Genomic DNA, 26089 nt, shown 5'->3' with positions numbered 1-26089 from the left:
CCCCACGGTCAGACGGAACCCATGTCCGCCGACAGCCAGCGCTCGGGGCGGAGGTAGATGGCGACCTGTTCGCCGAGTTCGGCCCTGGCGAAGTCGAGATAGCCGTCGACCTTGTCCGGCGCGAGATAGCGCTCGGTGATCTCCCGCAACTGGGCGTCGGTTCCCGGGACCGTTCGCGTCACCGCGCCTTCGACGGAGACGTACCGGACGGTGGGGTCGACTCGCTCGACCATCATCGTGAATCGCCCGGCCGCCTCGATCAGGCGTGCTTTCTCCGAACCGGCACCGGTCAGTACCCACAGCTCACCCCCCGGGGGCGTACTGATACCAGATCGGGACCGTCAGAGGTCCGCGGCTCTCACCAGCGGAGACCGACAGCGCCGCAATGTGCGGCTCGGACAGGAACTGTTCGCGCTCGGACACAGACAATGACATGACCTCGACGGTAGGAGTCCCCGCCGACACATTCCGGAGGTCCGCGGCGGCGCGCGGGCCGATCGAATGGAACCTGACGGTCCGAAACGGTTAGATGGGACCTGAGGTTCCGGACAGTGCAGCGTCGTACGTCGGAGTGAACGGAGACACAGATGCCAGGCCCAGTCGCGAGATTGGCACCCCAAGCAGTCCTCACTCCGCCCAGCCCTGCCTCCCTGTTCCTGGTGGTGGTCGCCGGACCCTCCGACGAAGACCGCGCGACGGTGTGCGACGTGATCTCCGGCATCGACGGACCGCTCAAGGCCGTGGGATTCCGCGAACTCGCCGGCTCCCTGTCCTGCGTGGTCGGTGTCGGCTCGGAGTTCTGGGACCGCGTGAGCGCGTCGTCGAAGCCGGCTCATCTGCACCCGTTCGTCCCGCTGTCCGGACCGGCCCACAACGCGCCGTCCACACCCGGCGACGTCCTGTTCCACATCAAGGCCGCCCGCAAGGACCTGTGCTTCGAACTGGGCCGCCAGATCGTCTCCGCGCTGGGGTCCGCCGCCACCGTCGTCGACGAGGTGCACGGCTTCCGCTACTTCGATTCCCGCGACCTCCTCGGATTCGTCGACGGCACCGAGAATCCCACCGATGACGACGCGTCCGACGCGGCGCTGATCGGCGACGAGGACCCCGACTTCCGGGGCGGCAGTTACGTGATCGTGCAGAAGTACCTGCACGACATGGGTGGGTGGAGCACGCTGAGCACCGAGGAACAGGAACGGGTCATCGGGCGCACCAAGCTCGACAACATCGAACTCGACGACGACGTCCAGCCGAGCAATTCGCACGTCACCCTCAACAGCATCGTCGACGACGACGGCGTCGAGCACGAGATCCTGCGGGACAACATGGCATTCGGCAGCCTCGGCGAGGCCGAGTACGGCACCTACTTCATCGGGTACGCCAAGGATCCCGCCGTCACCGAGTTGATGCTGCGGAGAATGTTTCTCGGCGAGCCACCCGGAAACTACGACCGCATCCTCGACTTCTCCACGGCGGCCACCGGCACGTTGTTCTTCGTGCCGAGCCGGGACGTGCTCGAATCGCTCGGCGACGCACCGGCCGTCGCGGAGCCTGCGCCCGAAGACCCGGTCGAGCCCGCCGCGGCCGACCCGTACGAACTGTCCCTGAAAATCGGTGGTCTCAAAGGAGTATCGCAATGAGTGATTCGAGCAATCTGCACCGCAACCTGGCACCCGTCACCGAGGCGGCCTGGCAGCAGATCGGCGAAGAGGCCACCCGCACGTTCAAGCGCCACGTCGCGGGCAGGCGCGTGGTCGACGTCGCGGGACCGTTCGGATACTCCTACTCGGCCCACAACCTCGGCCGGGTCAACCCGATCAAGACTTCCGACAGCAGGATCCGCGCCCAGCAGCGGCAGGTCGACCCGCTCGTCGAACTCCGGTTCCCGTTCACCCTGAGCCGCGCCGAGGTCGACGACGTCGCCCGCGGTTCCCTCGACTCCGACTGGCAGCCCGTCAAGGACGCCGCGAAGGCCGTCGCGTTCGCGGAGGACCAGTCGATCTTCCAGGGATTCGACGAGGCCGGCATCCGCGGACTCGGACCGTCCAGCGACAATCCGGTTCTCAGCCTGCCGGAGGATCCGCTGCTGATCCCCGATGCCGTCGCCTCCGCGCTGTCGGCGCTGCGACTCGCCGGAGTCGAGGGACCGTATTCGGTGGTGCTCGACGCCGACGCGTACACCGCGGTCAGCGAGACCCGCGACGAGGGACACCCGGTGTTCCACCACCTGCGCGACCTGGTCACCGGCGACATCATCTGGGCACCGGCCATCAGCGGTGGATACGTGCTGTCCACGCGCGGCGGCGACAACCAGTTGACCCTCGGCACGGACCTGTCGATCGGCTACGACAGCCACACCGCCGACGAAGTCACGCTCTACCTCGAGGAGACGTTCACGTTCGCCTCGCTCACCGCGGAGGCGGCAGTCGTCCTCGCACGCTGACGCACACCGGGGTCGTCAGCCACCGAACAGCAGGTACAGCCCACCGAACGTGTAGGTGACCATGGTGAGCAGCAGTGCCAGCTGCCCGGTCAGCTGATGGCCCCGCGGCAGGAGCCGAACCGATTTATCGTGTGCCGCAATCACTCCCAGAACGTGTCCGGCGAGGACGAACAGCACCTTGATCGACGCCGAGGCGGCCGGGTGCTCGGACAGCACGTACCAGACCTCGGCGTCGCCGAGCCCCAGCGGGTTCCATCCCCGACCCATCGGGTCGGCCAGCAGGATCACCGTCGCCTGCCCCTTCTCCACCAGATACGTCAGATAGTGCGCGAAGACGTAGCCGATGATGATCGGGATCAGCGAATGCGACAGCTGTCCCGGGAGAGCGGCGCGCTGCTCGGGCCGCAGTCCCCCGGCCGACCGCGAGGCCACCCAGAACGACACCCCGACGAAGCCGACGAAGGCCAGGACCCCGGCCGTGCGCGCGAGGGTGGCGCCGATCGGGGAACCGATCCCGTCCACCAGACGAGACCACCAGGGGAACGCAGAGAAGCTGTCGAAGGCCGTGGACCCCAGCAGGGTTGCCATCAACGCGACCGAGCCGGCGCGGACGGGCATCGACCCCAGGTGGTCCAGCGGGTTGCGCAGGACGATCCGTCCGCTCGGCCGGTCGCGGCTCAGCGGAGACAGCCGCGACGCCAGCGTGCTGTACACCTCGAACGGATCGCCCCGCTCGCACCAGCGCTCGCCGCACAGAAACGCCCCGGCCGTCGTGACCACGACATACACGAGCAGCCACGTCCGCACCGCGGCCACGGAACCCGGGTCGCCGGAGGCCAGTTCCAGCCAGACGAAGGCGAACAGTCCCGCGACCGCGGGCCAATAGCCCCACGAGTTGCGGTACCGCGCATCGTTTTCCGCCGGCGAGTGGCCGATCGCCGCGCACACCGACCGGTGCACGGTGCGGACCGGGGACAGCACCCGCCAGACCGGACCGAACGCCAGCGACGCCGCGACCAGCCCCACCCAGAGCAGCACGTAGAACGCGCCCGGCAGTGCGTTCTCCGACGATTCCGAGGGTCCGAAGAAGGCGGCGAGGGCCACCCACACCGCGAACACCACACCGGTCGCGGCCAGCACGTTGCGCGTGGCGGGCGCGTCGGCGAACCGGGTCACCCAGCCGGGCAGCCTGCGCCCCGGGTTGTCCGGATCCAGCTTCGGGGTGCGCCACGCGAACGCCAGCACCACGAAGGACACGGTGAGCGCCCAACTCGCCCCGATCAGCGCATACGTGAACGGGATGGGAAGGTCGGTGGATCCGCCGAGGCCGTGCGCGAGAACAGCGGTCATGGACGCACGAGCAGGGTGGCCACCGTCTTACCCGTGTCGTGCAATTCCACCGCCACCTGGCCCGGAACGTCAACGGAGAACTGGGTTTCCTGCGTTCCGGGGTGAATCTCGAACGAGCGCTCCGGAACGGCGTGCACGTGCAACTCGTCGTCGGCGTCGCTGTCGATCCGCACCGTGATGTTCTCCCCCACCGTGGCCTCGATGCGCTCGTTGCCCGGGGTGACCGTGCCGTTCTCGATCACGACGTCGATCACGACACCGCCCTCCGTCGCCGGGGTGTCGTCGTCGCCTCCGCAGCCCGACACCAGGGCCACGACGACAGCGGGCATCACGACAAGTCCGGCCAACCGCCTGATCACCTAGTTCTCCTCGTCTTTCTCGCTCGGGCCGTGCTTCGCGTTCTCGGCATTCTCGGCGGCTTCCGCCTTGCGGTCCCGGACCGCCAGGTAGATGACCAGCCCGGCCACCAGGAACGCGGGGACGAACGCCGGAATCGCCAGCAGCACCGAATGATCGGCGAGGTAGACGACGTCCGGATCGTGCACCGGGTTCATGTCACCGTCACGTCCTCGCGGGTGCCGGTCGCCGCCTGCCCCTGTGTGTACTTGCTGATCCGGCCCGCTCCCCACGCCAGGGCGGTGATCAGCGCCAGGGTGCACACGAGCACCACCAGCGATGCGGCGCCGAACAGCCAGGACGGGTGGTCGAAGTTCCGCTCCCGCTGCAGGATGGTGATCTCCGGGACGAAGTCGCGGGTCGAGGACGCGACGGCGGGCAGTTCCTCCGCGCCGATGCCCGGGTCGCTGGGCAGGTAGATCGGGACGGCCGTCATCGTTCGCCCGTCCTGCACGCGCAGCAACGTCTTCCACGTTCCGTGGACCGGGACCGGTTCGTGCGTCCGGTAAGTGCCGGGCCCGGTGCGTTCGAGCCGGTCGACGGTGAAACCGTTGCCCAGTCCGGGGCCGCCCTGCCAGGACAGGATGGACACCCACGCCGGATCGTCGCTCACGAGATCGGGTGGGTCGATTCGCACCTCCGCGTCGACCATGCGGCCGCCGTCCGGGGCGGCCTCCGTGAGAGCGATCGTCGCCGTGGCGTTGTCCGGGACCGCGGTGACCAGGCCGTTGGCCGTGGCACCGGCGATCACCACGACGGTGGCGACGACGATGGTGCGGCTGATCGCGGGGCGCGGAAGACCCTCGGATCGGAGCACCCGCGCGAGAAGGGCGCCACAGGCTCCGGCCGCGATGCCGACGGGCACGGCCATGGCCAGCGCCTCCGGCCACATGCTGGTGGGCCAGGGGTAGATGTACACGGCGTCGATCCACAGCGACTCGAGCCACAGCCCGACCGTCGCGACGAGGAGTCCACCGACGGCACCGAAGGCCACCCGGTTCTTGATCAGTGGCGTCAGAGCGAGCAGTTCGATCACCACCGCGGCGCCGAGGCACAGTTCGAACACGTTGGTGGGGGCACCGAGAACCGGTCCGACCACCAGAGCCGTGATCGCGCGCACGACGCCTGCCACCGCCACGGCCACGATCGCCGCGAACGGTCCGAGGACGATACGGGCCGCCACCAGGGTGAACGCGGCTGCTCCGGCAATCATCATCGGCTGCAGGACGAGGCGGAACTGCTCGACGCCGAAGTCGTATTCGATCTGGAAGACGGACAGGCCGATCAGCAGGCCGCCGAACATGCCGCACCGCAGGAACCAGATGAGCCTGCTGTCCGGCTTCACCTCCCCGGGGGTCGCCATCCGGCCCTCGTAGTCCAGGAGCAGGACGCCGATCAGCGACAGTCCCGCACCGCCGATCAGCATCAGGTGCGTCGGCCCCCACAGCGTGACGTCCTGACCGAAGATGCGGTGCCAGACGTCGTCGAGCGGGAACCCGATGAGGGCGTACAGACCCGCTCCGGCCACGAGGACGCCGCCGACCGGGACGTACCAGGTGCGGGTGATCTTGATCGCCGCACGGCCGGGTTTCTCGTCGCGCGGCAGGATCATCGCCAGCATTCCCGTGATGAACAGCAGGAACAGGCCGACGAGGATGAAGTAGTGCGCAGGGTTCGCGAGCGGCCCGTTGTCGCGGCCGCGCCCGATGTGCAGGCTGACGTCCCAGATGAAACCGAAGAACGCCGTCAGGATGGTCCCGACGAAAGTCACCAGGGGCAGGGCCACCCACGGGGGCCGGTCGAGTGCGCGCGACGCCGCGTCGGCGATCGTCTGCAGCCACGTGATCTTGCGTGTGCGGTGCAGGTACGCGATCCACAGCAGACCTATGGTGATGATCGCCGTCGCCACCGTGATTCCGATGATCTGGTCGAATGCCGCACCGCCACCCTCCCCGCCCGACTGGGCCAGAATGAGTGAACTCGGAGTAACAGTAACTTGGCTCACGTGGTGATTATGTGCGCCTCGTGCCGAAAATGCCAGACCCTCGACCCGGAAACCGGCGGTCCGTATACAAATCTATTCAGATCTGCGATCGAACGTAGATATGGCTAGATTCCGCTAGCGGCGCCTCGACCAGCGACAACTGCCACCGACCGCACGCGCAGCCGAGGTAGGTGACCACGCCCGTGCTCGTGCGATGCCGGGATACTTCCTGCCAGTCGTGTTCGTGATGTTCGCTCATGTACCCAGCGTGATGTAATGGCATTGTGCATCTCAACCCTTACGGGGAGTATGCGGTCACGCTCGCCGCCGACCTCGCGAATCACCCGCCCGATTCGACCGGCGAACTCGTCGACCGATGCGTCGACGCCGGCATCGTCGTCGACTTCCCCGTCACCGACGACGACCTCGCCGACGTGCTCGCCATGCTCGACCGGTGGTCGGCCATCGCCGACGCCACGAGCGACGAAGACCGGGCCGAACAAGTCAATCTCCTGCTCACGAAGGCGTCCGCGTACCCGCGACTGACCAACCACGCCGGCAACGGCTGGCACCTCCACTACCGCGACGACCAGCAGTCGCTGGCCGGGGTCCTCGAGGCACTGTTCTCCGTCGGCACCGCGCTGCACCTCGTCGGCCGGGGCATGCACCGCCTCGGCCGCTGCGCGCTCGAGGAATGCACCGCCATCTATGCCGACACCTCCCGCAACGGCCGTCAGCGGTACTGCTCACCCAAGTGCGCGAACCGGGACGCCGTACGACGTCACCGGGCGCGCTGAAGCTTGGTGGTGGGGTTGGTCAGTGCGCGAAATCTTCACCCGTGTACTCCCGCTTCTCCACCAGCACCAGCCAGTTGCCGGAGTTGTCCCGCATCACCGCCTCGACGCCGTAGGGCCGTTCGGCCGGCGGCTGCGTGAACTCGACGCCCTTGGCGACCAGATCCTTGTACGTCGCGTGACAGTCGGTGGTGGTGAGCCCGAATCCGCCCATCGTCCCGCTCGCCAGCGACCGGCGGACCGCCTCCGCCATTTCGGCGTCGAGCGGCGGCCCCGGCCGCATCAACGTGACCTCGAGCTCCGGGTGGTCGGGGTGCAGGATCGTCACCCACCGGAACCCGTCGCCCATCGTGACGTCAGTGCCCGGGGCGAAACCCAGTGTGTCGATGTAGAACTTCTTCGCGTCGTCCTGGTCGGTGACCCACAGGGTGACGAGAGAAACGTTGGTGATCATGCGACCAACCTATGTCCGGCGCAGCCGGCGGCGCTTCTCCGAAATTGCGGCGTTCACCGGCGGTCGCTCAGCCCGTGCATGAACACGTAGCACCCGGGGATTCGCGGCGCCCCGTGCTCGGCGAACTTCGCCTGGTACACCGACGGTGACGTGCCGACCAGCTGACGGAACTTGGCACTGAACGACCCGAGGCTGCTGTACCCGACGAGGTGGCAGATCTCGGTGACCGTCAGGTTCGTCGCCCGCAGCAGGTCCTGGGCGCGCTCGACGCGGCGCTCCGCGAGATACACACCCGGCGTCCGGCCGTAGACCGCCGCGAAGCACCGGAGGAAGTGGTACTTCGATACCCCCGCCGTCGCCGCCAGTTCCGACAGATCCAGCGGCGAGGCGTAGTCACGATCGGCGAGGTCGCGGGCACGGCGCAGGTGCGGGAGTAGTTCCTCGGGGACTCGCCCGACCGCCGGCATGCCTCCAGTCTGGCAGCCGCTACCGACTCGAGGACAGGAACGCCGTCGACCCCGACAGATCCCCGGGTCGGTGGGTGCGGGACTGCACGAGCCCGCGGCGTTCGAGGATCGGCCGGACACCTTCGCCGAAGTTGTACGCCTCCTCCAGGTGCGGGTAGCCGGAGAGGACGAAGTGGTCGAGTCCGAGCGACGCGTACTCGGCGATGCGGTCGGCGACCTCCTCGTGGGAACCGACCAGCGCGGTGCCCGCGCCGCCGCGGACCAGTCCGACCCCGGACCACAGGTTGGGGGCCACCTCGAGGGCGCGCGCCCCAGCATCCTTCGAATACACGCTTCCGCCGCCGCGCAAATAGGCGGCACCGCCGCCGTGCAGTTCGCGCATCCGCCGCTGTCCCTCGGAACCCGACCGGGCCAGGCTCTGCTGCGCCTGCTCGACCGTCGCGGGGTCGAGGCCGGACAGCAGGCGGTCGGCCTCGGCCCACGCCTTTTCGGACGTGTCGCGGCTGATCACGTGCAGCCGGATGCCGTAGTCGAGGGTGCGGCCCTGGACGTCGGCGAGGTCGCGGATCCAGGCGATCTTCGCGGCGACGGCACTGGGCGGCTCACCCCAGGTGAGGTAGGTGTCGGCGAACTGGGACGCGACGGTGCCCGCCGCCGGCGACGACCCGCCGAAGAAGATCGGCGGCACCGGATCAGGGATGCGCTGCAGCTGGGCGTTCTCCACCCGGATGTATTCGCCCGCGTAGTCGACCGGTCCCGTTCCCGCCCACAGCTTTCGGATGACGTCGAGGAATTCGCCGCAGCGCGCGTAGCGCTGGGTCTTGTCGAGGTAGTCGCCGTAGGTGCGCTGTTCGTGGTCCTCGCCGCCGGTCACGACGTTCAGCAGGAGCCGTCCCTGCGACTGCCACTGGAACGTCGCCGCCATCTGCGCGGCCAGCGTGGGGCTGAGCAGGCCCGGCCGCAGCGCGACCAGGAACTTCAGCGTCTCGGTGGTCTCCAGCATCATGGCCGTGGTGAGCCAGGCGTCCTCGCACCAGGCGCCGGTGGGCGTCAGCACCGATTCGAATCCGCTCGACTCCGCCGCCGCGCCGATCTGATTGAGGTACCGCAGCGTCGCCGGCCGGTCCCCCGCCATGGAACTCCCGTGACCGCCTGCCATCAGGTTGCGGGAATCACCGTAGGTGGGAAGGAACCAGTGGAAATGAAGAGACACGCGCGATCCTCTTGTCGACGACAGATGGGCAGCGCAGGCCAGTTCATCAACGACGCAGCCGGGCCGCGAGGGTTTCGATCACCGTGATTCAGAGTAGTGCAGCACCGACGCGAACGGCGTTAGCGTCGCCCCCCGTTATGACTACGCTGTCCGACGCCCCGTACACGTCCTCACCGGAATCCGATCTCGAGCGCCGCAAGCGGCTCCGCACCGTCGTCGCCGCCAGCCTGCTGGGTACGACAGTCGAGTGGTACGACTTCTTCCTCTACGCCACAGCCGCCAGTCTGGTGTTCAACCAGCTGTTCTTCCCCGACCAGAGTTCGTTCGTCGGCACCATGCTGGCGTTCGCCACGTTCGCGGTCGGTTTCGTGGTCCGGCCGATCGGCGGAGTCGTGTTCGGCCACATCGGCGACCGCATCGGACGGAAGAAGACGCTCGCGCTCACCATGTTCATCATGGGCATCGCCACCGCCCTGATGGGTGTGCTGCCGACCGCCGCACAGGTCGGGGTGATCGCGCCGGTGCTGCTGCTCCTGCTCCGCGTCCTGCAGGGGTTCGCGCTGGGCGGTGAATGGGCGGGCGCCGTGCTCCTCGCCGTCGAACACAGTCCCGCGAAGAGACGCGGCATCTTCGGCAGCATCCCCCAGATCGGTCTGGCACTGGGACTCGCTCTGGGCACCGGCGTCTTCGCCGCGTTGCAGACGATCTTCGACGACGCCCAATTCCTCACGTACGGTTGGCGAATTGCGTTCCTGCTTAGCCTGATTCTCGTGTTCGTCGGATTCGTGGTCCGGCTGAAGGTCGAGGAGACCCCGGCGTTCCAGGAGGTGCACGACCTCGAGAAACGCTCCTCCGCTCCACTGAAGGACGTGTTCCGCGGCCGGGTGCGCCGGGGCAGCATCCTCGGCCTGCTTTCCCGGTGGGGTGAGGGCGCCGCGTTCAACACGTGGGGCGTCTTCGCGATCACGTACGCCACCAAGGACCTGGAGTTCGCGAAGATCCCCGTTCTCCTCGTCGTCACCGTCGCCGCGACGGTCATGGCGGTGCTCCTGCCGTGCTCCGGCCTGCTCGTCGACCGGTACGGCGCCAAACGGATCTACCTCATCGGGATCGGGGCCTACGGACTCGCCGTCTTCCCCGCGTTCGCCCTGTTCGGGACGGAGAATCTCGTCCTGTTCGGCGTCGCGATGGTGCTCGTGTTCGGCGTCGTCCACGCCCTCTTCTACGGCGCGCAGGGCACGCTGTACGCGAGCCTGTATCCCACCGAGATCCGCTACACCGGACTGTCCGTCGTGTACCAGTTCTCCGGGATCTACGCCTCCGGCATCACGCCGATGATCCTCACCGCCCTGATCGCCGCCGGCGGCGGAACCCCGTGGCTGGCCTGCGGGTACCTCGTGGCCACCTCGGTCGTCAGCGTCGTGGCGACCGCCCTGATCCGCAAGCAGGACCTCTACCTCTGAGGCGCCTCTACCTCTGAGACCGCCGACCTCGCCGAGCGGGCTGCGCTGACCGAGTTCGATACACCGGTGTATCCGATACGCTAGTGTATCGACGGTTGTTGTCGACCCGATCGGAGGAGAGGCCATGCCGACGCCACCGGCCCGCTCCTCCGAGCCTGCCACCGGCACACCCCGGAGGGTGACGAAACGGCGCGGCCAGACTCGGCAGCGACTGCTCGACGCCGCCGTCGAGGTGTTCGCCGAAAACGGCTTCGGACGGTCGACGGTCGAGCAGATCTGCGAACGCGGCGGGTATACGCGCGGCGCCTTCTACTCCAACTTCGCGTCGCTGGACGAAATGTTCTTCGCCATGTGGGAACAGCGCTCCAGCGCGATGCTCGCGCACATCCGGCAGGCCGCCGACTCGTCGAGCATCGACCTCTCCGGGCTCTCGCCTGCCGACAAGCTGCGCGCCGGCACCGCACTGGTGCTCGACGTCGTCCCCGTCGACGACCAGTGGTACCGGATCAACGCGGAATTCACCGCCCACGCCCTGCGCAATCCGTCACTGAAGAAGGCCCTCGCAGCCCGCGAGCACACCATTCTCGACACCATCGTACCGATCCTCGAGACCGCCCTGCACCGACTCGGGCGCCGCATCGCCGGCGATCCCCGGGTGCTCGGCCGCGCGCTCGTGGCCCTCCACGACGGCACCAGCGTCCAGTGCCTCGTCGAAGACGAGAACGCGGCCGCGCGGGAACTGCGCGTCGAACTGTTCACCCGCGTCGTGGCCGCCTACACCGAACCCGACACCACCCACACCCACACACACCGGAAAGAGGGGTCCTCGTGACCGAACAGGCTGATGTGATCGTCGTCGGCGCCGGACTGGCCGGACTCGTCGCCACCTACGAGATGGCCAAGGCAGGCAAGAAGGTCCTCGTCGTCGACCAGGAGAGTTCGGCGAATCTCGGCGGGCAGGCCTTCTGGTCGCTCGGCGGCCTGTTCCTCGTCGACAGCCCCGAACAACGGCGCCTCGGCATCAAGGACTCATACGAACTGGCGATCCAGGACTGGATGGGCACCGCCGCCTTCGACCGCGAGCGTGAAGACCAGTGGCCGCGGTTGTGGGCGCAGGCATACGTCGAATTCGCGGCCGGCGAGAAGCGGCAGTACCTCCACGACCTCGGACTGCGCCTGATGCCGAACGTCGGGTGGGCCGAACGCGGACGCGGATCCGCACTCGGACAGGGCAATTCCGTTCCCCGTTTCCACATCACCTGGGGTACCGGCCCGGGTGTCGTCGAGGTCTTCCTCACCCGCGTCGTCGCCGCGTCGAAGCGGGGACTCGTCACGTTCCAGCACCGTCACCAGGTCGACGAGATCGTCGTCACCGACGGCGCCGCCACCGGTGTGCGCGGCACCGTCCTCGAACCGTCCACCGAGGCACGCGGTGTGAAGAGCTCGCGCACCGCGGTCGGGGAGTTCGAATTCTCCGCGCAGGCCGTGGTCGTCACGTCCGGCGGCATCGGCGGCAACCCCGAACTGGTCAAGAAGAATTGGCCCGCACGACTCGGCAAGGCCCCCGAGAACATGCTCGCCGGCGTCCCCGCGCACGTCGACGGCCGCATGCTCGAGATCACCGAGAACGCAGGCGGCAACATCGTCAACCGCGACCGCATGTGGCACTACACCGAGGGCATCCAGAACTGGGACCCGATCTGGCCCAACCACGGCATCCGCATCATTCCCGGCCCGTCGTCGATGTGGTTCGACGGCAACGGCACCCGCCTGCCCAGCCCCAACTTCCCCGGTTTCGACACCATGGGCACCCTCGAGCACATCGTGAACAGCGGCCACCACCACACGTGGTTCGTCCTCGACCAGAAGATCATCGAGAAGGAGTTCGCGCTGTCGGGGTCCGAGCAGAACCCCGACATCACCGGCCGCGATTTCAAACTGCTCGCCGAACGACTCAAGAAGGGCGCCCCCGGTCCCGTCGAGGCGTTCAAGCAGCACGGCGCCGACTTCGTCGTCCGCGACAACCTCCGCGACCTCGTCGACGGCATGAACGCCCTCACCCCCGACGCACCGCTGAAGTACGAGGACCTCGAACGTGAAATCGTGGCCCGCGACCGGGAGGTGAAGAATTCCTACACCAAGGACTTCCAGGTCATGGCGATCCGCAACGCCCGGAACCTGCTGGCCGACAAGATTACCCGCGTCGTGAGCCCGCACGAGTTGCTCGACCCCAAGAACGGTCCCCTGATCGCGGTCCGGCTGCACCTGCTGACCCGCAAGACCCTCGGCGGCCTCGAGACCAACCTCGACTCGCAGGTGATCCGGCCCGACGGCACGCCGTTCGAGGGTCTCTACGCCGCCGGTGAGGTCGCCGGATTCGGCGGCGGCGGCGTCCACGGGTACAGCGCACTCGAGGGCACGTTCCTCGGCGGCTGCATCTTCTCCGGCCGGGCCGCGGGTCGCGCGCTGGCCCGGTAGGCGGCTCCGCCGCCCGTGCGTGCGTAACGAGTCCCTGGACTCCTCAACCACTCACGGGCGCGAGCCTCTCGGAAGCCTCGAGTTCGCGGACCAGCGGCAGGACGTTGGCCCCGAAGTACTCGATCTCCTCCTGGAAGTGCAGGAAGCCGCCCAGGATGAGGTCGACTCCGCGACGGCGGTATTCGACGATGCGCTCGGCGACCTGCTCCGGCGTTCCGATCAGCTGCGTGCGGAATCCGTCGTTGTACTGGACGAGATCCTCGAACGTGGAATCCGCCCACATCCCCGACTTGTCGGCGGTGGACGCCCCCGCCTGCTGGACGGCGGACCGGAATCCCTCGACCGCCGGCTTGTTGGCCTTCTCGATGATTTCGCGGAGGGTGTCGCGGGCTTCCTTCTCGGTATCGCGGGCGATGATGAAACCGTTGAGCCCGAACTTCACTTCCCGGTCGTGCTCGCGCGCCACCCGTCGCACGTCGTCGATCTGCTCGGTGACGCCGTCGTAGTCCTTGCCGTTGCTGAAGTACCAGTCGGAGTAGCGGCCCGCGTTCTGCCGGGCGGCGGCGGAGTTGCCGCCCTGGAACAGTTCCGGGTTGGGACGGTCGGGGGTGTTGAGCGGTTTCGGCTTCAGGGTGAAGTCGTGGATGCGGTAGAAGTCGCCGCGGAAATCGACGTCGTCCTCGGTCCAGATCTTGCGGAGCACCTGCAGGAATTCGGCGCTGCGCCGGTACCGCTCGTCGTGCTCGAGCCACGGCTCCCCGAGGTGGGTGAATTCGTCCTTGAACCAGCCGCTCACGACGTTGACGGCGAACCGGCCGTTGGACAGATGGTCGGCCGTGGCCCCCAGTTTCGCCAGGACGGCGGGCTGCCACAGGCCGGGGTGGACCGCGGCGATCACCTTCAGCCGCTCGGTGGCCAGCAGGAGCGCGAGGCTGAAGCTCGTCGACTCGTGCTGGAACTCGGCCCCGTAGCTGGCCTCGTACCGGACCTGGCTGAGCGCGTACTCGAACCCGTTGTTCTCGGCGGTCTGGGCGAGTTTCTTGTTGTACTCGTAGTCCCAGTTGGTGCGCTGTTCGATGTCGGACGTGACCAGCCCGCCACTGACGTTGGGCACCCAGTAGGCGAACTTGATCTGCTCAGCGATGTGTTCGGTTGACATACCCAGCATGGAACCCGCCGGCCCGGCAGACGCCCACCCTTCCAATCAGCGCGCGTCCAACCCTTCACCCGGCTCGCGGGACCGTGTGAGGTTCGACGGCATGACAGCCGTACAGGAAAGAAGAGCTGCACAACCCATCGCGAGCGAGACCGACTACGACACGCTCGCCGCCAGGTTCCGTCCCCTCTTCGCGGACATCGCGGAAGGTGTGGTGGAGCGCGAACGCGACCACGTCCTCCCCTACGAGCAGATCGACGCCCTGAAGCGGGCCGGTTTCGGGGCGGTGCGCGTGCCGAGATCCCACGGTGGGTCGGGCGCGAGCATCCCCCAGCTGTTCCGGCTGCTCGTCGAACTGTCCGCGGCGGATTCCAACATCACCCAGGCGCTGCGCGGCCATTTCGCGTTCGTCGAGGACCGGCTGGTGGCCGCGGACGGTCCCGGCCGCGACACGTGGCTTCGGAGATTTGCGGACGGTCAGCTGGTCGGCAACGCGTGGACCGAAATCGGCGACGTCCCGCTCGGTGAGGCGAACACCAAGGTGTCACCCGTTCCCGGTGAGGCCCACTTCTTCGCGAACGGGACGAAGTACTACAGCACCGGTTCAATCTTCGCCGACTGGATCGATCTGTACTCGCAGCGGACCGATACCGGTGCGTTCGTGATCGCCGCGGTCGAGGCGCGCCAGCCTGCCGTCACGCACAGTGACGACTGGAACGGTTTCGGCCAGCAGACCACCGGTTCGGGCACGTCGACGTACGAGAACGCGATCGTCCAGCCGGAGAACATCTTCGACTTCTCCACCCGGTTCAAGTACCAGACCGCGTTCTACCAGTTGTTCCACCTCGCCACACTCGCGGGCATCGCGCGGGCGGCGACGGACGCGATCGCCCGCCGGGTGGCGGCCCGCACCCGCACGTTCAGCCACGGCAACGCCCCCACCTACGCGCAGGACGCGCAGATCCAGCAGGTGGTGGGCGAGGTGTCGGCCGCCGCGCACGCCGCCGAGGCGATCGCACTGCACGCGGCGGAACCCGCCCAGTGGGCGTACGAGGCCGCGTTCACCGGCAGCCGCGAGGAGGAGAAGTCCGCCAACATCGCCGCCGAGATCGCGTCGGCGCAGGGCCAGATCTCCGCCACCGCGCTCGTCGTCCCCGCCACCGCCAAAATCTTCGATGCGCTCGGCGCGTCCGGGGTCGGCCGCGACTGGGACCTCGACCGCTTCTGGCGGAATGCACGCACGGTCGCCAGCCACAACCCCGTGGTGTTCAAGGCCAAGGTGGTCGGCGACTACGAGATCAACGGAACGGAACCCGTCTACGTGTGGGCCATCGGCACCGCACCGACCGCAGAGGGAGACAAGGCATGACCGTCATCACCGAAGAGAAGATCTGGTCGGACGCCCCGGCCACCGCCGACGGCTGGATCGCGCGTGCGCGTGAGGTGAGCGCGATCCTCGCTCGCGACGCCGTCGAACGCGACCGCGCAGGCGGCGCACCGTTCGAGGAGGTCCGGCTCCTGAAGGACAGCGGGCTCGTCACCCTGCTCGGGCCCGCCGAATTCGGTGGCGCCGGGCAGCCGTGGGAGACCGCCTACCAGGTGGTCCGCGAGATCGCGCGCGGCGACGGCTCCATCGGACAGTTGCTCGGCTACCACTATCTGTGGGCGTGGGCCGTGCGGCTCGTGGGCACCGAACCGCAGATCGGCGCGGTCGAGGAGTTGTACACGAGCAACCGCTTCCTGTTCGGCGGGGCGGTCAACCCGCGCGACACCGACCTCACGATCGTCGACCGCGGCGACACACTCGTCTACAACGGGGTGAAGTCGTTCTCGACGGGCGGCCGCGCCACCGACCTCACCGTGCTCGAGGGCATCATCGAGGGCACGGCCACACACGTGTTCGCGATCGTGCCGACGGCGCAGGACGGCATCGTGTTCCGCGGTGACTGGGACAATCTCGGGCAGCGCCTCACCGACTCCGGCTCGGTCGAGATCAACGACGTCGAGGTGGCCTGGGCGGGGGCGGCCGGGTTCGTGGACAAGGAGTTCCAGCCGCTCGTCTACAACACGCTGAACTTCCCGGCACTCGAGATCGTGTTCGCCAACTTCTACGTCGGCATCGCCCGCGGCGCACTGGACACCGCGGCCGAATACACCCGGACCCGGACCCGTCCGTGGCCGTATGGCGGCGACGACAAGGAACTGGCGACCGACGAGTGGTATCTGCGCGAGGGCTACGGCGACCTGCAGTCGAAGCTGTGGGCGGCTGAGGCGTTCGTCGATCAGGTGAACCGCGAGGCCAACGCGGTGCTGCACGACGCGCGGGAGAACCTCACCGAACAGGCGCGTGGGGATCTCGCCGTCCGTATCGCTGCCGCCAAGATCCGCGCCGCCGACGTCGCCCTCGAGATCGGTACCAAGGTGTTCGAACTGACCGGTGCGCGTGCCACGTCCAACACGGTGGGTCTCGACATCTTCTGGCGGAATGTGCGGACGCACACCCTGCACGACCCCGTCGCGTACAAGCGGCGCGAGGTGGGCGGCCACCTGCTGACCGGCGAACTGCCCGAACCCACCTGGTACACATAACAATTCCGAACCCCGAGTCCGGCCACCCGTCGTGGGCGGCCGGATTCGGTGCGTCCGCACCACCGACCCACGGAGAACCATGACCGCCGTCCAGAACGCCCACCGCATCAGCGACGAAACCGAAGCCCTCACCGTCGCCGCCGATCTCGCCGCACACTTCGCCGAGGAGGCGGCGGCACGCGATTCCGGGCGGCAACTACCGTACGAACAGGTGCGGGCGCTCGCCGCGTCCGGACTGCTCGCGCTCGGCGTTCCCCGCGAGCACGGCGGCATCGACGCACGGACCGAAACCCTCGCCGAAGTGTTCCGTATTCTCGCCGAGGGCGATCCGAGCATCGCGCAGATCCCGCACAGCCACTACACGTTCCTCGAGGTGCTGCGCCATCAGGGCACCCCGGCGCAGCAGGAGTTCTTCTACTCCGAGGTGCTCGCGGGCCGCCAATTCGCCAATGCCCAGAGCGAGCGCGGAACGAAGACGATCGACATCGACGCCACGACACTCACCGAGCAGGGCGGGGACTTCGTCGTCGACGGTCGCAAGTTCTACAGCACGGGCGCGCTGTTCGCCGACTGGATCGCGGTGCGGGCCACGCTTCCCGGGCAGACGACGCAGGCGGGGAAACCCGCCAAGGCCGTCGCCTACCTGCCGCGGACCGCCGCCGGACTGTCGATCGTCGACGACTGGGACGGCATGGGGCAGAAGACCACCGCGAGCGGAACCGTCACCCTCGACGCCGTCCGGGTGCCCGCGTTCCACGTCGTGCCGTTCTCCCCCATCTTCGACGCACCCACCACCTACGGCTCGCAGGCCCAGATCCTGCACGCCGCCATCGACGCCGGGATCGCCGCGGCCGCGCTGAACGAGGGCGTGCGCGCCGCCCGCAGTGCGAGGCCGTATTTCGAGGCGGGCGTCACCGACGCCGTCGACGATCCCCTGCTGATCCAACTCGCCGGAGAGGCCGCGGTCGGCGTCCGGTCCGCGGCGGCACTGCTCCGGGAAGGTGCCCGCAGCATCGACGCGGCGCGGCGCACTCTGACCGAGCAGACCGCCGCGGTCGCTTCGATCGACGCCGCCGCCGCGAAGGTCGCCGCCGCACGCGCCTCACTCGAGGCGTCGAGCGTGCTGTTCGAACTGGGCGGCACCCGCAGTGCGTCGGACACGTCCAACCTGTCGCGGTACTGGCGCGACGCCCGCACCCACACGCTGCACGACCCCACGCGGTGGAAGATCCAGCACATCGGCCGGTGGACGCTGTCGGGCACCGTCCCGTCCCGGCACGGCCTGCTGTAGGCGGCTTCGCCGCCCGTGCGCCTTTCTGGTTGCTCCAGCTACCAAAAAGGCGCACGGGCGCTACGCGCCTATGTCCGCCTTCATCAGGAAGACGTTGTAGTCCGACCACGTCGACATCGTGAAGTACAGTTCGTCGCCGCTGGACCACGGGTGGATGAAGCCGCCGTACAGTTCCGGGTATTCGGCGGCGCTGACCATCGGCGCCCCGCCGGACCAGACGCCCTGCGGCGAGTCGGACTCACGGAGCACGATGGCCGCCTTGGACGTGTCGAGGTAGGCCATCTGCCACTTGCCCGTGGCTTCCTCGTAGCGCACGGACAGTTCGGCGGCGGGGGCGTCCACGATCGGCGTCGCCTCCGTGTACCCGCCGACCGGCGTCCAGTTACCGTTCTGCCAGTACTGGTACGCGGACGTGTTGAGCACGTCGGCGGCCGGGACGCGCGCCAGACCGATGGCGCCGAGCCTCGTGTTGGGGGTGCCGAACATGTACACGAAGTCGCCGGCCGGGACCATCGACGCGACCTGGAACTTGGTGACCCCGAAGATGTTGTCCCACTTCGCGTACGGGTCCTTGGTCCAGGTCGATCCGCCGTCGTCGGAGTAGGCGATGCCGCCGTAGTTCGTCCACCACGTGGCGGGGATGCTGTTCCAGGTGCGGATCGACATGTAGCTCATGTACTGCCGATTCCCGACGGCGAAACCGGACGTGGGGATGGTGGTGATCTCGATGTTGTCCAGTTTGCGGCTGTCGAGCAGTTCCGCCGCGTGGCACCGGCTGTCCTGGACCATGCTGTCGAGGCTCATGCCGTCGGACAGGTTGCGGTCGGAGCTGAAACCGAGGACGTTGCTGCGCCAGTCGTCACCCTGACCGCCGGGCGGCTGGAATCCCTTGCCGACGGTGTCACCGAATGCGACGGCGACCTGGTCGGGGGCGCTCTCCCAGATGATGCCGAGGTCGGTGCCGTTCACCTGATAGCGCTTGTCGGTGCGGCTGACGGAGCCGGCACCGGTCACCTTCGCCACTCGGGTCACGTCGCCGATCTTCGGGGTCGCCGGGGCCGCGCTGCGCGGCGCTTCCTCGGTCGCGGGGTGCACGAGGGGCGGCGGCGGGGGCAGCTGGATGTCGGCCCCCGGGACGGGAATGCCGAAGTGGAAGGGCGTGAACTTCACGCTGACGTCCGGGATGTTCAACTCGCTCGACAGGTTTCCCGGGCCGTGGTCGGTCTCGTCGGTGAGATCGGGGCACGGGTCGGTGCACGTGTCGGCGGGCAACGCCTGCGAGACGCGGACGGGATCCGTGACCGGGGCCGGATAGGGCACCGTCGTGATCTTCGGGTACGGGATCGGAATCTCGAGCTTGTCCGGGATGAGCGAGTGCGTCTCGTTCGACACCTCGCTCGCGCAGGGTCCGCTGCCGGGGATTCCGTTGGATACCGGCTCGGGTTCCGCGCCGGCGGCGTTCTGGTTGGAGTAGGCAATCATGCCCGAACCGATCGCCACAGCCGCGACCGACGCGATCCACCTCTTCGACATTCCCCGACCCCTCCGTCAACTCCGGCCACACCCGGCGAGGGGAACATAACATCGCCCTCCTACGCTCGCCGGTCACCACACGCCATACCTGGCGGTAACATTTGCGTCCCGATCCGCGAACGAAGGCTGTGACTCCAGACACGCGGCAGCAGAAGTTGACCGTACTCGGAGTCACTGATATCGCAGGTCAACGACTTCCGCCCGTCGCGTTCGCAGGCCGGACACCGTCGGATGATCGGTGAACACCCGATTTCATGTGTTGACGCTCCGGGTCGCCCGGTATTCACTGATCGTGCGCATTCACCGGGACTCCCGGCCCGCGACGAGACCCCGTGCTCGTCGCCCTCCGCGCTGCGGGTCCGCCCGCGTTCTTCCGCTCCAGCGCGACACCCCGTTCTGCACGGGTCCCGCACCCCAGTGATCACCGCCTCGACCGGCGGTATCGACCCGTGCGAACTCCGCTGTCAACGAAAGGAATCGACATGACCGCCGTCCTGGAACCGACCCTGTCCTATTCTTCGTCCATCCCCCGGGCGCACGTGCACCGCGCCGCGATCTGCGAGGTCTTCCTCACCGACATCACTTGCGAGAGCTATCCCCGATTCCTGCTCGGCGTGCAGCTTCCGCGGGTGCACAGCTACTACAGCGATCACAATATCGTTGCGCGGCAGTATGATCCGCTCCTCCTTCTCGAGACGTTCCGGCAGGCGTCGATCCTGATCTCACATCGGGGCGTCGACGCGCCACTCGACGCAAAGTTCGTGTTCAACGCCGGAGCGCTCGAGGTCGCCGATCTCGACGCCGTGCGAGTGGGCCCCGCACCCGCCGCCGGTGTTCTGGACGCCACGATCACCGCGGAGAAGAGGCGGGGCGCCGACATCGTCGGAATCACGCTCGAGATGACCCTGGCGCTGGACAGGGCGGCCGCCGCCACCATGAGCATGACCATCCAGTGGATGCCCGGCCACGCGTGGGACCGCCTCCGGCACCGGGGCCGGGCACCGCTGCGACTCGAACCCGCCCGTCCGCATCCGTTGCACGAGCGGGTCGAGCCTCGGGAGGTGGCTCGACATTCGTTCGACAACGTGGTGCTGAGCCGGGTCGAGATCGACGGCGAGACCGTGCGTAGCCAGGTTCTGGTGGATCAGTCCCACCCGGGCCTCTTCGACCATCCCCTCGACCACGTGCCGGGTGCGGTGATCTTCGAGGCCATGCGTCAGACGGCCCTCGTCGCTGCGCACGAATTGTTCGGTCTGTCACCGCGGATGCTCGTGCTCGTCGGGTGCGACACCGTCTTCGAGAGTTTCGGTGAACTGGAATTGCCGACCGATTGCGCGGCCGTCGCCGAGGCGGAGATCTGCTCCCGCCAGGTCGTCCTGTCCGTCACTCTGGCGCAGGAGGGCAGGCAGATCGCCCACGGCCGGGTCACCCTGCACCGGGTGAGCGCCTCGACTGCCGCCCTCGAACGGATCGTCCGATGACGACGCTCGACGACACCATGGTGTGGTTCGACTTCGGTGGCGTACTGTCACCCCCGCTCCCGGACCTTTTCACCGCGTACGAGGCGAAGACGGGCGTCTCCCCTGCCGCTCTGCAGGCGGCGATGCAGGCAGTCGGCCATGACCTCGGCGCGCATCCGCTCGCCCCGATCGAACTGGCCCAGATCACCGAACGTGAGTGGGGTGCGCGGCTGAGGGAGCACCTCGCTGTCGCCGACCCGGCTCTGGACCTGACTCCGGCACGGCTGGAGACGTTCGGCGAACAGTGGTTCGACGGCATCACCGTCAACACGTCGATGGCCGCCGCGGTACGCGGGCTGAAGGCTCACGGTCTGCGCGTGGGCGTCCTGTCGAACAACGTGGTCGAGTGGGAGCGGTTCTGGAGGCCGATCATCGAACCCGCAGGCCCGCTCGATGCGCTCGTCGACTCTTGCCTGGTCGGCGCGCGCAAGCCGGACCCGCAGATCTTCGCGATCGCGGAGAAGACGGCCGGTGTCGACGCCGGCCAGTGCATCCTGATCGACGACCTGGAGCAGAACGTGCATGCGGCGCGCAAGAGCGGTTGGCGTGCAATTCATTTCCGCAGCAACGCCCAGGCGTCGAGCGAACTGTCCCGGCTGACCGGCGTCGCCGCAGTCCTGTGAATCCCACCAACAGAAAGAGTAGAGCGTGACGACCCAGGCTTCGACACTCGCTCCCCCCGCACGCCGAACCGGTGTCGCGGTGTCCGTCCACGACATCCCGAACCTCGACCCACCCGTCGCCTACACGCCGGTGACCGCGGAAGGCGCCACCGGTCTACCGGACATCGTCCTGCCGAGCGGGCACACCGCCCTGCACCTCACCCGGTACGACGACGTGCTGAAGGTACTCACTGATCCGACGTTCGGCCGGAAGGACACCAACGTCGAAGGCGGGCCGAGCTTTCAGCCCACGACGATGCCACCGGACCTGCTCCTGAATCTGGACACCCCGGATCACGCGCGGATGAAGAGTTTCGTCAACGCCGACTACAGTCCCGCCGGTGTCGAGAAGCTGAAGGGATCGGTGCATCGCATCCTCGACCGGCGGATCGCGTTGCTGCGCAACCAGGACAGCCCCGATCTGTTCGCCACGGTCCTCGACCGCCTGCCGATCGAGGTGAATGCCGGCTTCCTCGGGATCCCGGAGTCGGACATCGACTACTTCCGCCCATCCTCGCGGGTGGTGCAGTTGTCCCACGACACCGACATCCCCGGCCTGCTCGAGAACTTCTGGCTCGTCTACCACTACGTGACCGACCTCGTGCAGCGGAAACGGCCGGTCGCGCCGGGTGGGCTGATCGACCGCTTCCTCTCTGCACGCAACGAGGCGGAACCGCCGCTGAGCGACGACGAACTCGTCGCGACCCTGCTCGGCTCCGTCCTCGGCGCCGACCAGAACGTGCTGTCGGTGCTCGCGAAGGCCGTGTATGTGCTGCTGCAGGCCCCCGCGCTCTGGACTCTGCTGGCGGAGGAACCGGCGGTGGCCCCGCAGTTGGTCGAGGAGTTGCTCAGGGTGCTTCCGCTGGGCACCATCTCGACGTTTCCCCGGATCGCCACCCGCGAGGTGCGCCTGCGGGACGCCGTGATCCCCGAGGGCGCCCTCGTTTACGCCGACGCGTTCGCTGCCAACCGGGATCCCGGCACGTTCCCGCAACCGGAACTCGTCGATCCGTTCCGGGACGGGAAACGCCACCTGCAGTTCGGGTACGGCATGCATCACTGCATGGGCGCATCCCTGGCCCGGATGGAGATCACCGTGACCCTGGTGCGGCTGGCTCAGGAGTTTCCGACCCTCCAACTCACCGCCGAACCCGCTGCGGTTCCGTGGGATTCGGGGGTACTCCTGCGGCGTCCGACGTCACTGCCCGTCCGCTGGTAGGCGCTTCGCGCCCGTGCGTGCTCAACGAGTCCCTGCACTCGTCAACCGCGCACGGGCGGCGGAGCCGCCGAACGTCTCGGCCAGGCGAGCCGGGAGTTCGCTGCCGTCGCCCCACACCCCCGACCATGCGACGACGCCGTCGGGCCGGACGAGGACGTCGGCTTCGAGGTTCCGTGCCCGGACCACCGCCACCCGCTCGCGCCAGCCGGTGTCGACGAGCGCGCGGGCTGATTCGGGTGCATTCCCGCACAGCAGGAGACCCCGGTTTCCCGCCGCGGCGTGCAACCGGATCAGGTCGGTGACTCCGGTGCCCGTCTCGATCACCGTGTTCGCCGCGAAGTCGCCGGGGCCCGCGTGGGTGAGGGCGCGGGGCGCCGGCCGGCTCTGCGCACTGATCGCGGACCCCAGCGCCCGGTTCCGGTCGCGGTCCCTCAGCAGGACGTCGAGTTCGTGTCGCAGGCGGTCGCCGTCGGCACCGATCCGCATGCGTTCACGCTGATCGGCGACGTTGGCGATCACCGCGGCCGCGCACGTGTGCCGCTCCCGGGAGTAGGCGTCCAGGACCGACGGTCCCGCCTGCCCCCGGGCGACGAGGGCGAGGCGCCACCCGAGGCCGATCGCGTCGCCGATACCGAGATTCAGGCCCTGCCCGCCGAGCGGAAAGTGCACGTGTGCAGCGTCACCGACGAGAAGTACCCGGCCGAGCCGGTAGTCGTCGACCAGCCGCGAGTAGTCGCTGAACCGGGACAGCGACCGCGCGTGCCGGAATGGAACGGGCCTGCCCGCGAAGCGGTCGACGGTCTGCTGTAGTTCCGCCGCGGTGAGGGGCCTGCGGTGATCCTCGTGCGGGCCTCCGAGGTCGAACGTGATGATGCGGCTGAGCCCGGAAGGGTTGACGTTGAGGACGGTCCAGCCGCGGTCTGTGCGCACCCATCCCCGGGGTGCGCCTGCGGGGTCGTCGAGGACGGCGAGACCCAGCAGCGCGGCGGCCGTCGGCACGGTCTCGGTCGCCGTGAAGCACACACTTCGTCGCACGATGCTGCGGGCGCCGTCGGCGCCGACCACCCAGTCGGCCGTCGCCGTTCGCGTGAGTCCCTCGTGGGTGAACGTCACCGTGGCCCCGGCGTCGTCCTGGTCGACGCCCGTGACGACCGCGGCCTTCAGCACCGGCGTGCCGAGTTCGATCAGCTTTGCGGTGAACAGCCTTTCGAGGTCGCTCTGACCGATACCGGCGATCGCCGGACCCTCGCCGGGTGGTGCCGTGATCTCCAGACCCCACACGCCGGCGTAGTGAAACGTCGTCGACGCGGCGGCGGCGTCGACGTCTGGCGCCGCGAAATGCCCGCGGCGCGTCAGCAGTTGGATGCTTCGGGCGTGGATCGTTCCCGCTTTCGGCACGTCCGTGGTGTGCGGCTCCGCCTCGAGGACGAGGACGTCGATTCCGCTGCGCGCCAATTCGAGTGCCGTCAGCGATCCCACCGGGCCGCCGCCGACCACCACGACCTGGTAGTGCGATCGCAGGTCGCCGGCCGCCGTCACGATGCGCTCGCCGCGCGCCGCAGCAGCACCGCGATGACACCCGACAACCCGGCGACGACGACGGCCAGCACGACCAGCGTCGTGTGGAACGCGCTGTTGTAGGCGTCGACCGCGGTCAGCCCTTCCTCGCCGCGGCGGGTGGCGAGCCCGGTGAGCAGCGCCGCGTACACGGCCACGGCGACGGCCTCGCTGCCCAGTCGCATCGTGTTCACCACCCCCGCAGCCATACCCGCCTTCTCCTCGGGGACGAGTGCGAGCGCCTGACCGTCGACGAGACCGGCGGACAGTCCCATTCCGGCTCCCGCGAGCAGCAGCGGCACCGCGATGACCGCGACCACCGTGTCGGGGCCCGCCAGCAGCAGCCCCAGGTCGCCGGCGATCAACGCTCCCAGGCTGATCCAGATCACCGCGAGCGGGTTCACCCCGGCGCCGACGGCGCGGCCCGCCGCGAGCGGACCCACCACGACCGGAATCGTGAGGAGCACGGTCACGAGTCCCGCCTTCGCCGAAGACTGTTCGGCCACGAACTGGAGAAAGGTCGGGAAGTAGGTGAGCAGCGTGACGAAGCCGAACGACGCTGCCACCGGGACGAGGCACAAGGCCATGAACCGCGGATGGGTGAGCAGTTCGAGATCCAGCAGCGGGGCGGGGCGACGCGATTCGACGCGGGCGAACCCGATCAGCAGCGCGACCGCGAGGACGAACGACGCCACGACCGCCGGACTGCCCCAGCCCCAGGGCCCGCCCTGGACGATGCCCACCATGGCGGCGAACAGACCCAGCACCAGGAGGACGGTGCCGAGGAGATCGAATTTCGCGGGCGCGACACCGACCGGTCGGGCGAGCCCGATCACCGGGGTCGCCGTCAGCACCACGAGCAGCACGGCGGCCTGGATCACGAAGATGGGCCGCCAGCCTGCAGTGTCGACGAGAAGCCCGGACAGCGTCGGTCCGAGGGCCACACCGATGCCGGCGGTCGTCCCGAACAGGGCGAACGCGCGCAATCGGGCGGGCCCGTCGAACGCGGACGACAGGATCGCCGCACCGCACGAGAAGATGGCGGCACCACCGAGACCGGCGACGCCGCGGGCGACGTCGAGGACCACGATGTTCGGGGCCAGCGCGCTGGCGATGCTCCCGGCCGCGAATGTGGCGGCCCCGGCGGCGAACAGGCGTCCCCGGCCGAAGCGGTCCGACAGCGACCCCCAGACCAGGGTGAAGCAGGCGAACGCCAGGTTGAATGCATTCACCACCCACTGCTGGCCGGATGCGCCGCCGCCGATGTCGGAGGAGATCGCGGGCAGCGCCACCGCGGTCCCGGAGATCGACATCGGGACGACGAGCACGGCCAGGAGGACCGCAGCGAGGGTGAGATTCCCGCGTCGAGGGTCGGCCGGTGTCGTGTCGGGTGGTGGCGTCGGTGTCGTGGCGTCCGCCGTGGTCAGCTCCGAGGTCATGTCGATCCTTCCTGAAGTGTGCGTTGCCCCCGTGCACCAGAGGTTCGATACAATACGAACCATGCACCAGAGCTAGGTTCG

At 68.3% G+C, this 26089-nt stretch carries 22 protein-coding genes and 2 pseudogenes; 12 read left to right on the top strand and 12 right to left on the bottom strand.

Going from position 1 to position 26089, the window contains the following annotated elements; genetic code table 11:
- Positions 1-8: 8 nt before the first annotated feature.
- Positions 9-435, bottom strand: a pseudogene (locus tag MLGJGCBP_RS43795) (pyridoxamine 5'-phosphate oxidase family protein).
- Positions 436-587: 152 nt separating this feature from the next.
- On the opposite strand from MLGJGCBP_RS43795, the gene MLGJGCBP_RS43790 reads away from it, so the two are divergent.
- Complete coding sequence (locus MLGJGCBP_RS43790) at positions 588-1640, top strand: Dyp-type peroxidase (RefSeq protein WP_087555222.1); 1053 nt, start codon at positions 588-590, stop codon at positions 1638-1640.
- Complete coding sequence (locus MLGJGCBP_RS43785) at positions 1637-2443, top strand: family 1 encapsulin nanocompartment shell protein (RefSeq protein ID WP_072946333.1); 807 nt, start codon at positions 1637-1639, stop codon at positions 2441-2443. The genes MLGJGCBP_RS43790 and MLGJGCBP_RS43785 overlap by 4 nt, the downstream gene beginning before the upstream one ends.
- 15 nt (positions 2444-2458) lie before the next feature.
- On the opposite strand, the gene MLGJGCBP_RS43780 is transcribed toward MLGJGCBP_RS43785, so the two are convergent.
- The 4 genes from MLGJGCBP_RS43780 to MLGJGCBP_RS43765 are packed head-to-tail and all read right to left on the bottom strand — an operon-like array spanning position 2459 to position 6194.
- Complete coding sequence (locus tag MLGJGCBP_RS43780; RefSeq protein ID WP_160103903.1) at positions 2459-3793, bottom strand: hypothetical protein; 1335 nt, start codon at positions 3791-3793, stop codon at positions 2459-2461.
- Entirely contained in the window at positions 3790-4152 is a 363-nt protein-coding gene (locus MLGJGCBP_RS43775; RefSeq protein ID WP_160103901.1) for a hypothetical protein, read from the bottom strand. Before MLGJGCBP_RS43775 ends, MLGJGCBP_RS43780 begins: the two co-directional genes overlap by 4 nt.
- Positions 4153-4347: a hypothetical protein gene (locus MLGJGCBP_RS43770; protein ID WP_087555218.1), complete on the bottom strand. Its 195-nt coding sequence runs from the start codon at positions 4345-4347 to the stop codon at positions 4153-4155.
- Positions 4344-6194, bottom strand: a complete 1851-nt coding sequence (locus MLGJGCBP_RS43765) for a hypothetical protein (protein WP_160103899.1) — start codon at positions 6192-6194, stop codon at positions 4344-4346. The genes MLGJGCBP_RS43770 and MLGJGCBP_RS43765 overlap by 4 nt, the downstream gene beginning before the upstream one ends.
- 263 nt (positions 6195-6457) lie before the next feature.
- Between MLGJGCBP_RS43765 and MLGJGCBP_RS43760 the strand changes: the two genes are divergently transcribed.
- Positions 6458-6970 carry a CGNR zinc finger domain-containing protein gene (locus MLGJGCBP_RS43760; protein ID WP_160103897.1) on the top strand — a complete coding sequence of 171 codons (513 nt, stop codon included), beginning with the start codon at positions 6458-6460 and terminating at the stop codon, positions 6968-6970.
- Positions 6971-6989: 19 nt separating this feature from the next.
- On the opposite strand, the gene MLGJGCBP_RS43755 is transcribed toward MLGJGCBP_RS43760, so the two are convergent.
- From MLGJGCBP_RS43755 to MLGJGCBP_RS43745, 3 genes and pseudogenes are all read right to left on the bottom strand, one after another.
- Positions 6990-7421 (bottom strand): VOC family protein, encoded by a 432-nt coding sequence (locus tag MLGJGCBP_RS43755; protein ID WP_160103895.1) that lies wholly within the window; start codon positions 7419-7421, stop codon positions 6990-6992.
- Positions 7422-7430: 9 nt separating this feature from the next.
- A pseudogene (locus MLGJGCBP_RS43750) lies at positions 7431-7888 on the bottom strand (helix-turn-helix transcriptional regulator).
- A gap of 19 nt (positions 7889-7907) precedes the next feature.
- The gene (locus MLGJGCBP_RS43745; protein ID WP_160103891.1) at positions 7908-9101 is read right to left on the bottom strand and encodes an LLM class flavin-dependent oxidoreductase; all 1194 of its coding nucleotides are present in this window, start codon (positions 9099-9101) and stop codon (positions 7908-7910) included.
- 137 nt (positions 9102-9238) lie between these two features.
- Here MLGJGCBP_RS43745 and MLGJGCBP_RS43740 point away from each other — a divergent pair, with 137 nt between their 5' ends.
- The 3 genes from MLGJGCBP_RS43740 to MLGJGCBP_RS43730 all read left to right on the top strand — a co-directional run bounded on the left by MLGJGCBP_RS43740 (position 9239) and on the right by MLGJGCBP_RS43730 (position 13042).
- Positions 9239-10564, top strand: coding sequence for an MFS transporter (locus MLGJGCBP_RS43740; RefSeq protein ID WP_160103889.1), 1326 nt, complete (start codon positions 9239-9241; stop codon positions 10562-10564).
- Between the two features lie 124 nt (positions 10565-10688).
- Positions 10689-11396, top strand: a complete 708-nt coding sequence (locus MLGJGCBP_RS43735; protein WP_160103887.1) for a TetR/AcrR family transcriptional regulator — start codon at positions 10689-10691, stop codon at positions 11394-11396.
- Positions 11393-13042 (top strand): FAD-binding dehydrogenase, encoded by a 1650-nt coding sequence (locus MLGJGCBP_RS43730; RefSeq protein ID WP_160103885.1) that lies wholly within the window; start codon positions 11393-11395, stop codon positions 13040-13042. Before MLGJGCBP_RS43735 ends, MLGJGCBP_RS43730 begins: the two co-directional genes overlap by 4 nt.
- Before the next feature lie 43 nt (positions 13043-13085).
- On the opposite strand, the gene sfnG is transcribed toward MLGJGCBP_RS43730, so the two are convergent.
- A complete protein-coding gene (sfnG, locus tag MLGJGCBP_RS43725; RefSeq protein WP_160103943.1) occupies positions 13086-14201 on the bottom strand; it encodes a dimethylsulfone monooxygenase SfnG in 1116 nt (371 codons plus the stop codon).
- A gap of 100 nt (positions 14202-14301) precedes the next feature.
- On the opposite strand from sfnG, the gene MLGJGCBP_RS43720 reads away from it, so the two are divergent.
- From MLGJGCBP_RS43720 to MLGJGCBP_RS43710, 3 genes are all read left to right on the top strand, one after another.
- On the top strand, positions 14302-15567 hold the full coding sequence (locus MLGJGCBP_RS43720) for an acyl-CoA dehydrogenase family protein (RefSeq protein WP_160103883.1): 1266 nt from the start codon (positions 14302-14304) through the stop codon (positions 15565-15567).
- Positions 15564-16787 (top strand): acyl-CoA dehydrogenase family protein, encoded by a 1224-nt coding sequence (locus tag MLGJGCBP_RS43715; RefSeq protein ID WP_160103881.1) that lies wholly within the window; start codon positions 15564-15566, stop codon positions 16785-16787. Before MLGJGCBP_RS43720 ends, MLGJGCBP_RS43715 begins: the two co-directional genes overlap by 4 nt.
- Positions 16788-16866: 79 nt before the next feature.
- Complete coding sequence (locus MLGJGCBP_RS43710; protein WP_160103879.1) at positions 16867-18078, top strand: SfnB family sulfur acquisition oxidoreductase; 1212 nt, start codon at positions 16867-16869, stop codon at positions 18076-18078.
- 60 nt (positions 18079-18138) lie between these two features.
- Here the strand turns inward: MLGJGCBP_RS43710 and MLGJGCBP_RS43705 are convergent, their stop codons facing one another.
- Positions 18139-19611 (bottom strand): DUF4185 domain-containing protein, encoded by a 1473-nt coding sequence (locus tag MLGJGCBP_RS43705; RefSeq protein ID WP_160103877.1) that lies wholly within the window; start codon positions 19609-19611, stop codon positions 18139-18141.
- A gap of 482 nt (positions 19612-20093) precedes the next feature.
- Between MLGJGCBP_RS43705 and MLGJGCBP_RS43700 the strand changes: the two genes are divergently transcribed.
- Genes MLGJGCBP_RS43700 through MLGJGCBP_RS43690 form a run of 3 tightly spaced genes read left to right on the top strand, consistent with a single transcriptional unit; the run spans position 20094 to position 23012 of the window.
- Positions 20094-21092: a ScbA/BarX family gamma-butyrolactone biosynthesis protein gene (locus tag MLGJGCBP_RS43700; RefSeq protein ID WP_160103875.1), complete on the top strand. Its 999-nt coding sequence runs from the start codon at positions 20094-20096 to the stop codon at positions 21090-21092.
- Positions 21089-21754 carry an HAD family hydrolase gene (locus tag MLGJGCBP_RS43695; RefSeq protein ID WP_160103873.1) on the top strand — a complete coding sequence of 222 codons (666 nt, stop codon included), beginning with the start codon at positions 21089-21091 and terminating at the stop codon, positions 21752-21754. Before MLGJGCBP_RS43700 ends, MLGJGCBP_RS43695 begins: the two co-directional genes overlap by 4 nt.
- A gap of 25 nt (positions 21755-21779) precedes the next feature.
- Positions 21780-23012 (top strand): cytochrome P450, encoded by a 1233-nt coding sequence (locus MLGJGCBP_RS43690; RefSeq protein WP_160103871.1) that lies wholly within the window; start codon positions 21780-21782, stop codon positions 23010-23012.
- A 21-nt stretch (positions 23013-23033) separates the two neighbouring features.
- On the opposite strand, the gene MLGJGCBP_RS43685 is transcribed toward MLGJGCBP_RS43690, so the two are convergent.
- The gene (locus tag MLGJGCBP_RS43685) at positions 23034-24551 is read right to left on the bottom strand and encodes an FAD-dependent oxidoreductase (RefSeq protein ID WP_160103869.1); all 1518 of its coding nucleotides are present in this window, start codon (positions 24549-24551) and stop codon (positions 23034-23036) included.
- The gene (locus MLGJGCBP_RS43680; RefSeq protein ID WP_160103867.1) at positions 24548-26008 is read right to left on the bottom strand and encodes an MFS transporter; all 1461 of its coding nucleotides are present in this window, start codon (positions 26006-26008) and stop codon (positions 24548-24550) included. The genes MLGJGCBP_RS43685 and MLGJGCBP_RS43680 overlap by 4 nt, the downstream gene beginning before the upstream one ends.
- Between the last annotated feature and the right edge of the window lie 81 nt (positions 26009-26089).

Source organism: Rhodococcus sp. T7, from assembly GCF_009872365.1.
GTDB lineage: Bacteria > Actinomycetota > Actinomycetes > Mycobacteriales > Mycobacteriaceae > Rhodococcus_F.
Note: the sequence above shows the minus strand (reverse complement) of the source record. Positions and strands in the feature narration are given on the sequence as shown.

Bases quoted from the DNA above. Each gene is read 5' to 3' on its own strand.
- MLGJGCBP_RS43790 (WP_087555222.1), top strand. From the start codon at position 588: ATGCCAGGCCCAGTCGCGAGATTGGCACCCCAAGCAGTCCTCACTCCG.
- MLGJGCBP_RS43785 (WP_072946333.1), top strand. From the start codon at position 1,637: ATGAGTGATTCGAGCAATCTGCACCGCAACCTGGCACCCGTCACCGAG.
- MLGJGCBP_RS43780 (WP_160103903.1), bottom strand. From the start codon at position 3,793: ATGACCGCTGTTCTCGCGCACGGCCTCGGCGGATCCACCGACCTTCCC.
- MLGJGCBP_RS43770 (WP_087555218.1), bottom strand. From the start codon at position 4,347: ATGAACCCGGTGCACGATCCGGACGTCGTCTACCTCGCCGATCATTCG.
- MLGJGCBP_RS43755 (WP_160103895.1), bottom strand. From the start codon at position 7,421: ATGATCACCAACGTTTCTCTCGTCACCCTGTGGGTCACCGACCAGGAC.
- MLGJGCBP_RS43740 (WP_160103889.1), top strand. From the start codon at position 9,239: ATGACTACGCTGTCCGACGCCCCGTACACGTCCTCACCGGAATCCGAT.
- MLGJGCBP_RS43735 (WP_160103887.1), top strand. From the start codon at position 10,689: ATGCCGACGCCACCGGCCCGCTCCTCCGAGCCTGCCACCGGCACACCC.
- sfnG (WP_160103943.1), bottom strand. From the start codon at position 14,201: ATGTCAACCGAACACATCGCTGAGCAGATCAAGTTCGCCTACTGGGTG.
- MLGJGCBP_RS43720 (WP_160103883.1), top strand. From the start codon at position 14,302: ATGACAGCCGTACAGGAAAGAAGAGCTGCACAACCCATCGCGAGCGAG.
- MLGJGCBP_RS43715 (WP_160103881.1), top strand. From the start codon at position 15,564: ATGACCGTCATCACCGAAGAGAAGATCTGGTCGGACGCCCCGGCCACC.
- MLGJGCBP_RS43710 (WP_160103879.1), top strand. From the start codon at position 16,867: ATGACCGCCGTCCAGAACGCCCACCGCATCAGCGACGAAACCGAAGCC.
- MLGJGCBP_RS43705 (WP_160103877.1), bottom strand. From the start codon at position 19,611: ATGTCGAAGAGGTGGATCGCGTCGGTCGCGGCTGTGGCGATCGGTTCG.
- MLGJGCBP_RS43700 (WP_160103875.1), top strand. From the start codon at position 20,094: ATGACCGCCGTCCTGGAACCGACCCTGTCCTATTCTTCGTCCATCCCC.
- MLGJGCBP_RS43695 (WP_160103873.1), top strand. From the start codon at position 21,089: ATGACGACGCTCGACGACACCATGGTGTGGTTCGACTTCGGTGGCGTA.
- MLGJGCBP_RS43680 (WP_160103867.1), bottom strand. From the start codon at position 26,008: ATGACCTCGGAGCTGACCACGGCGGACGCCACGACACCGACGCCACCA.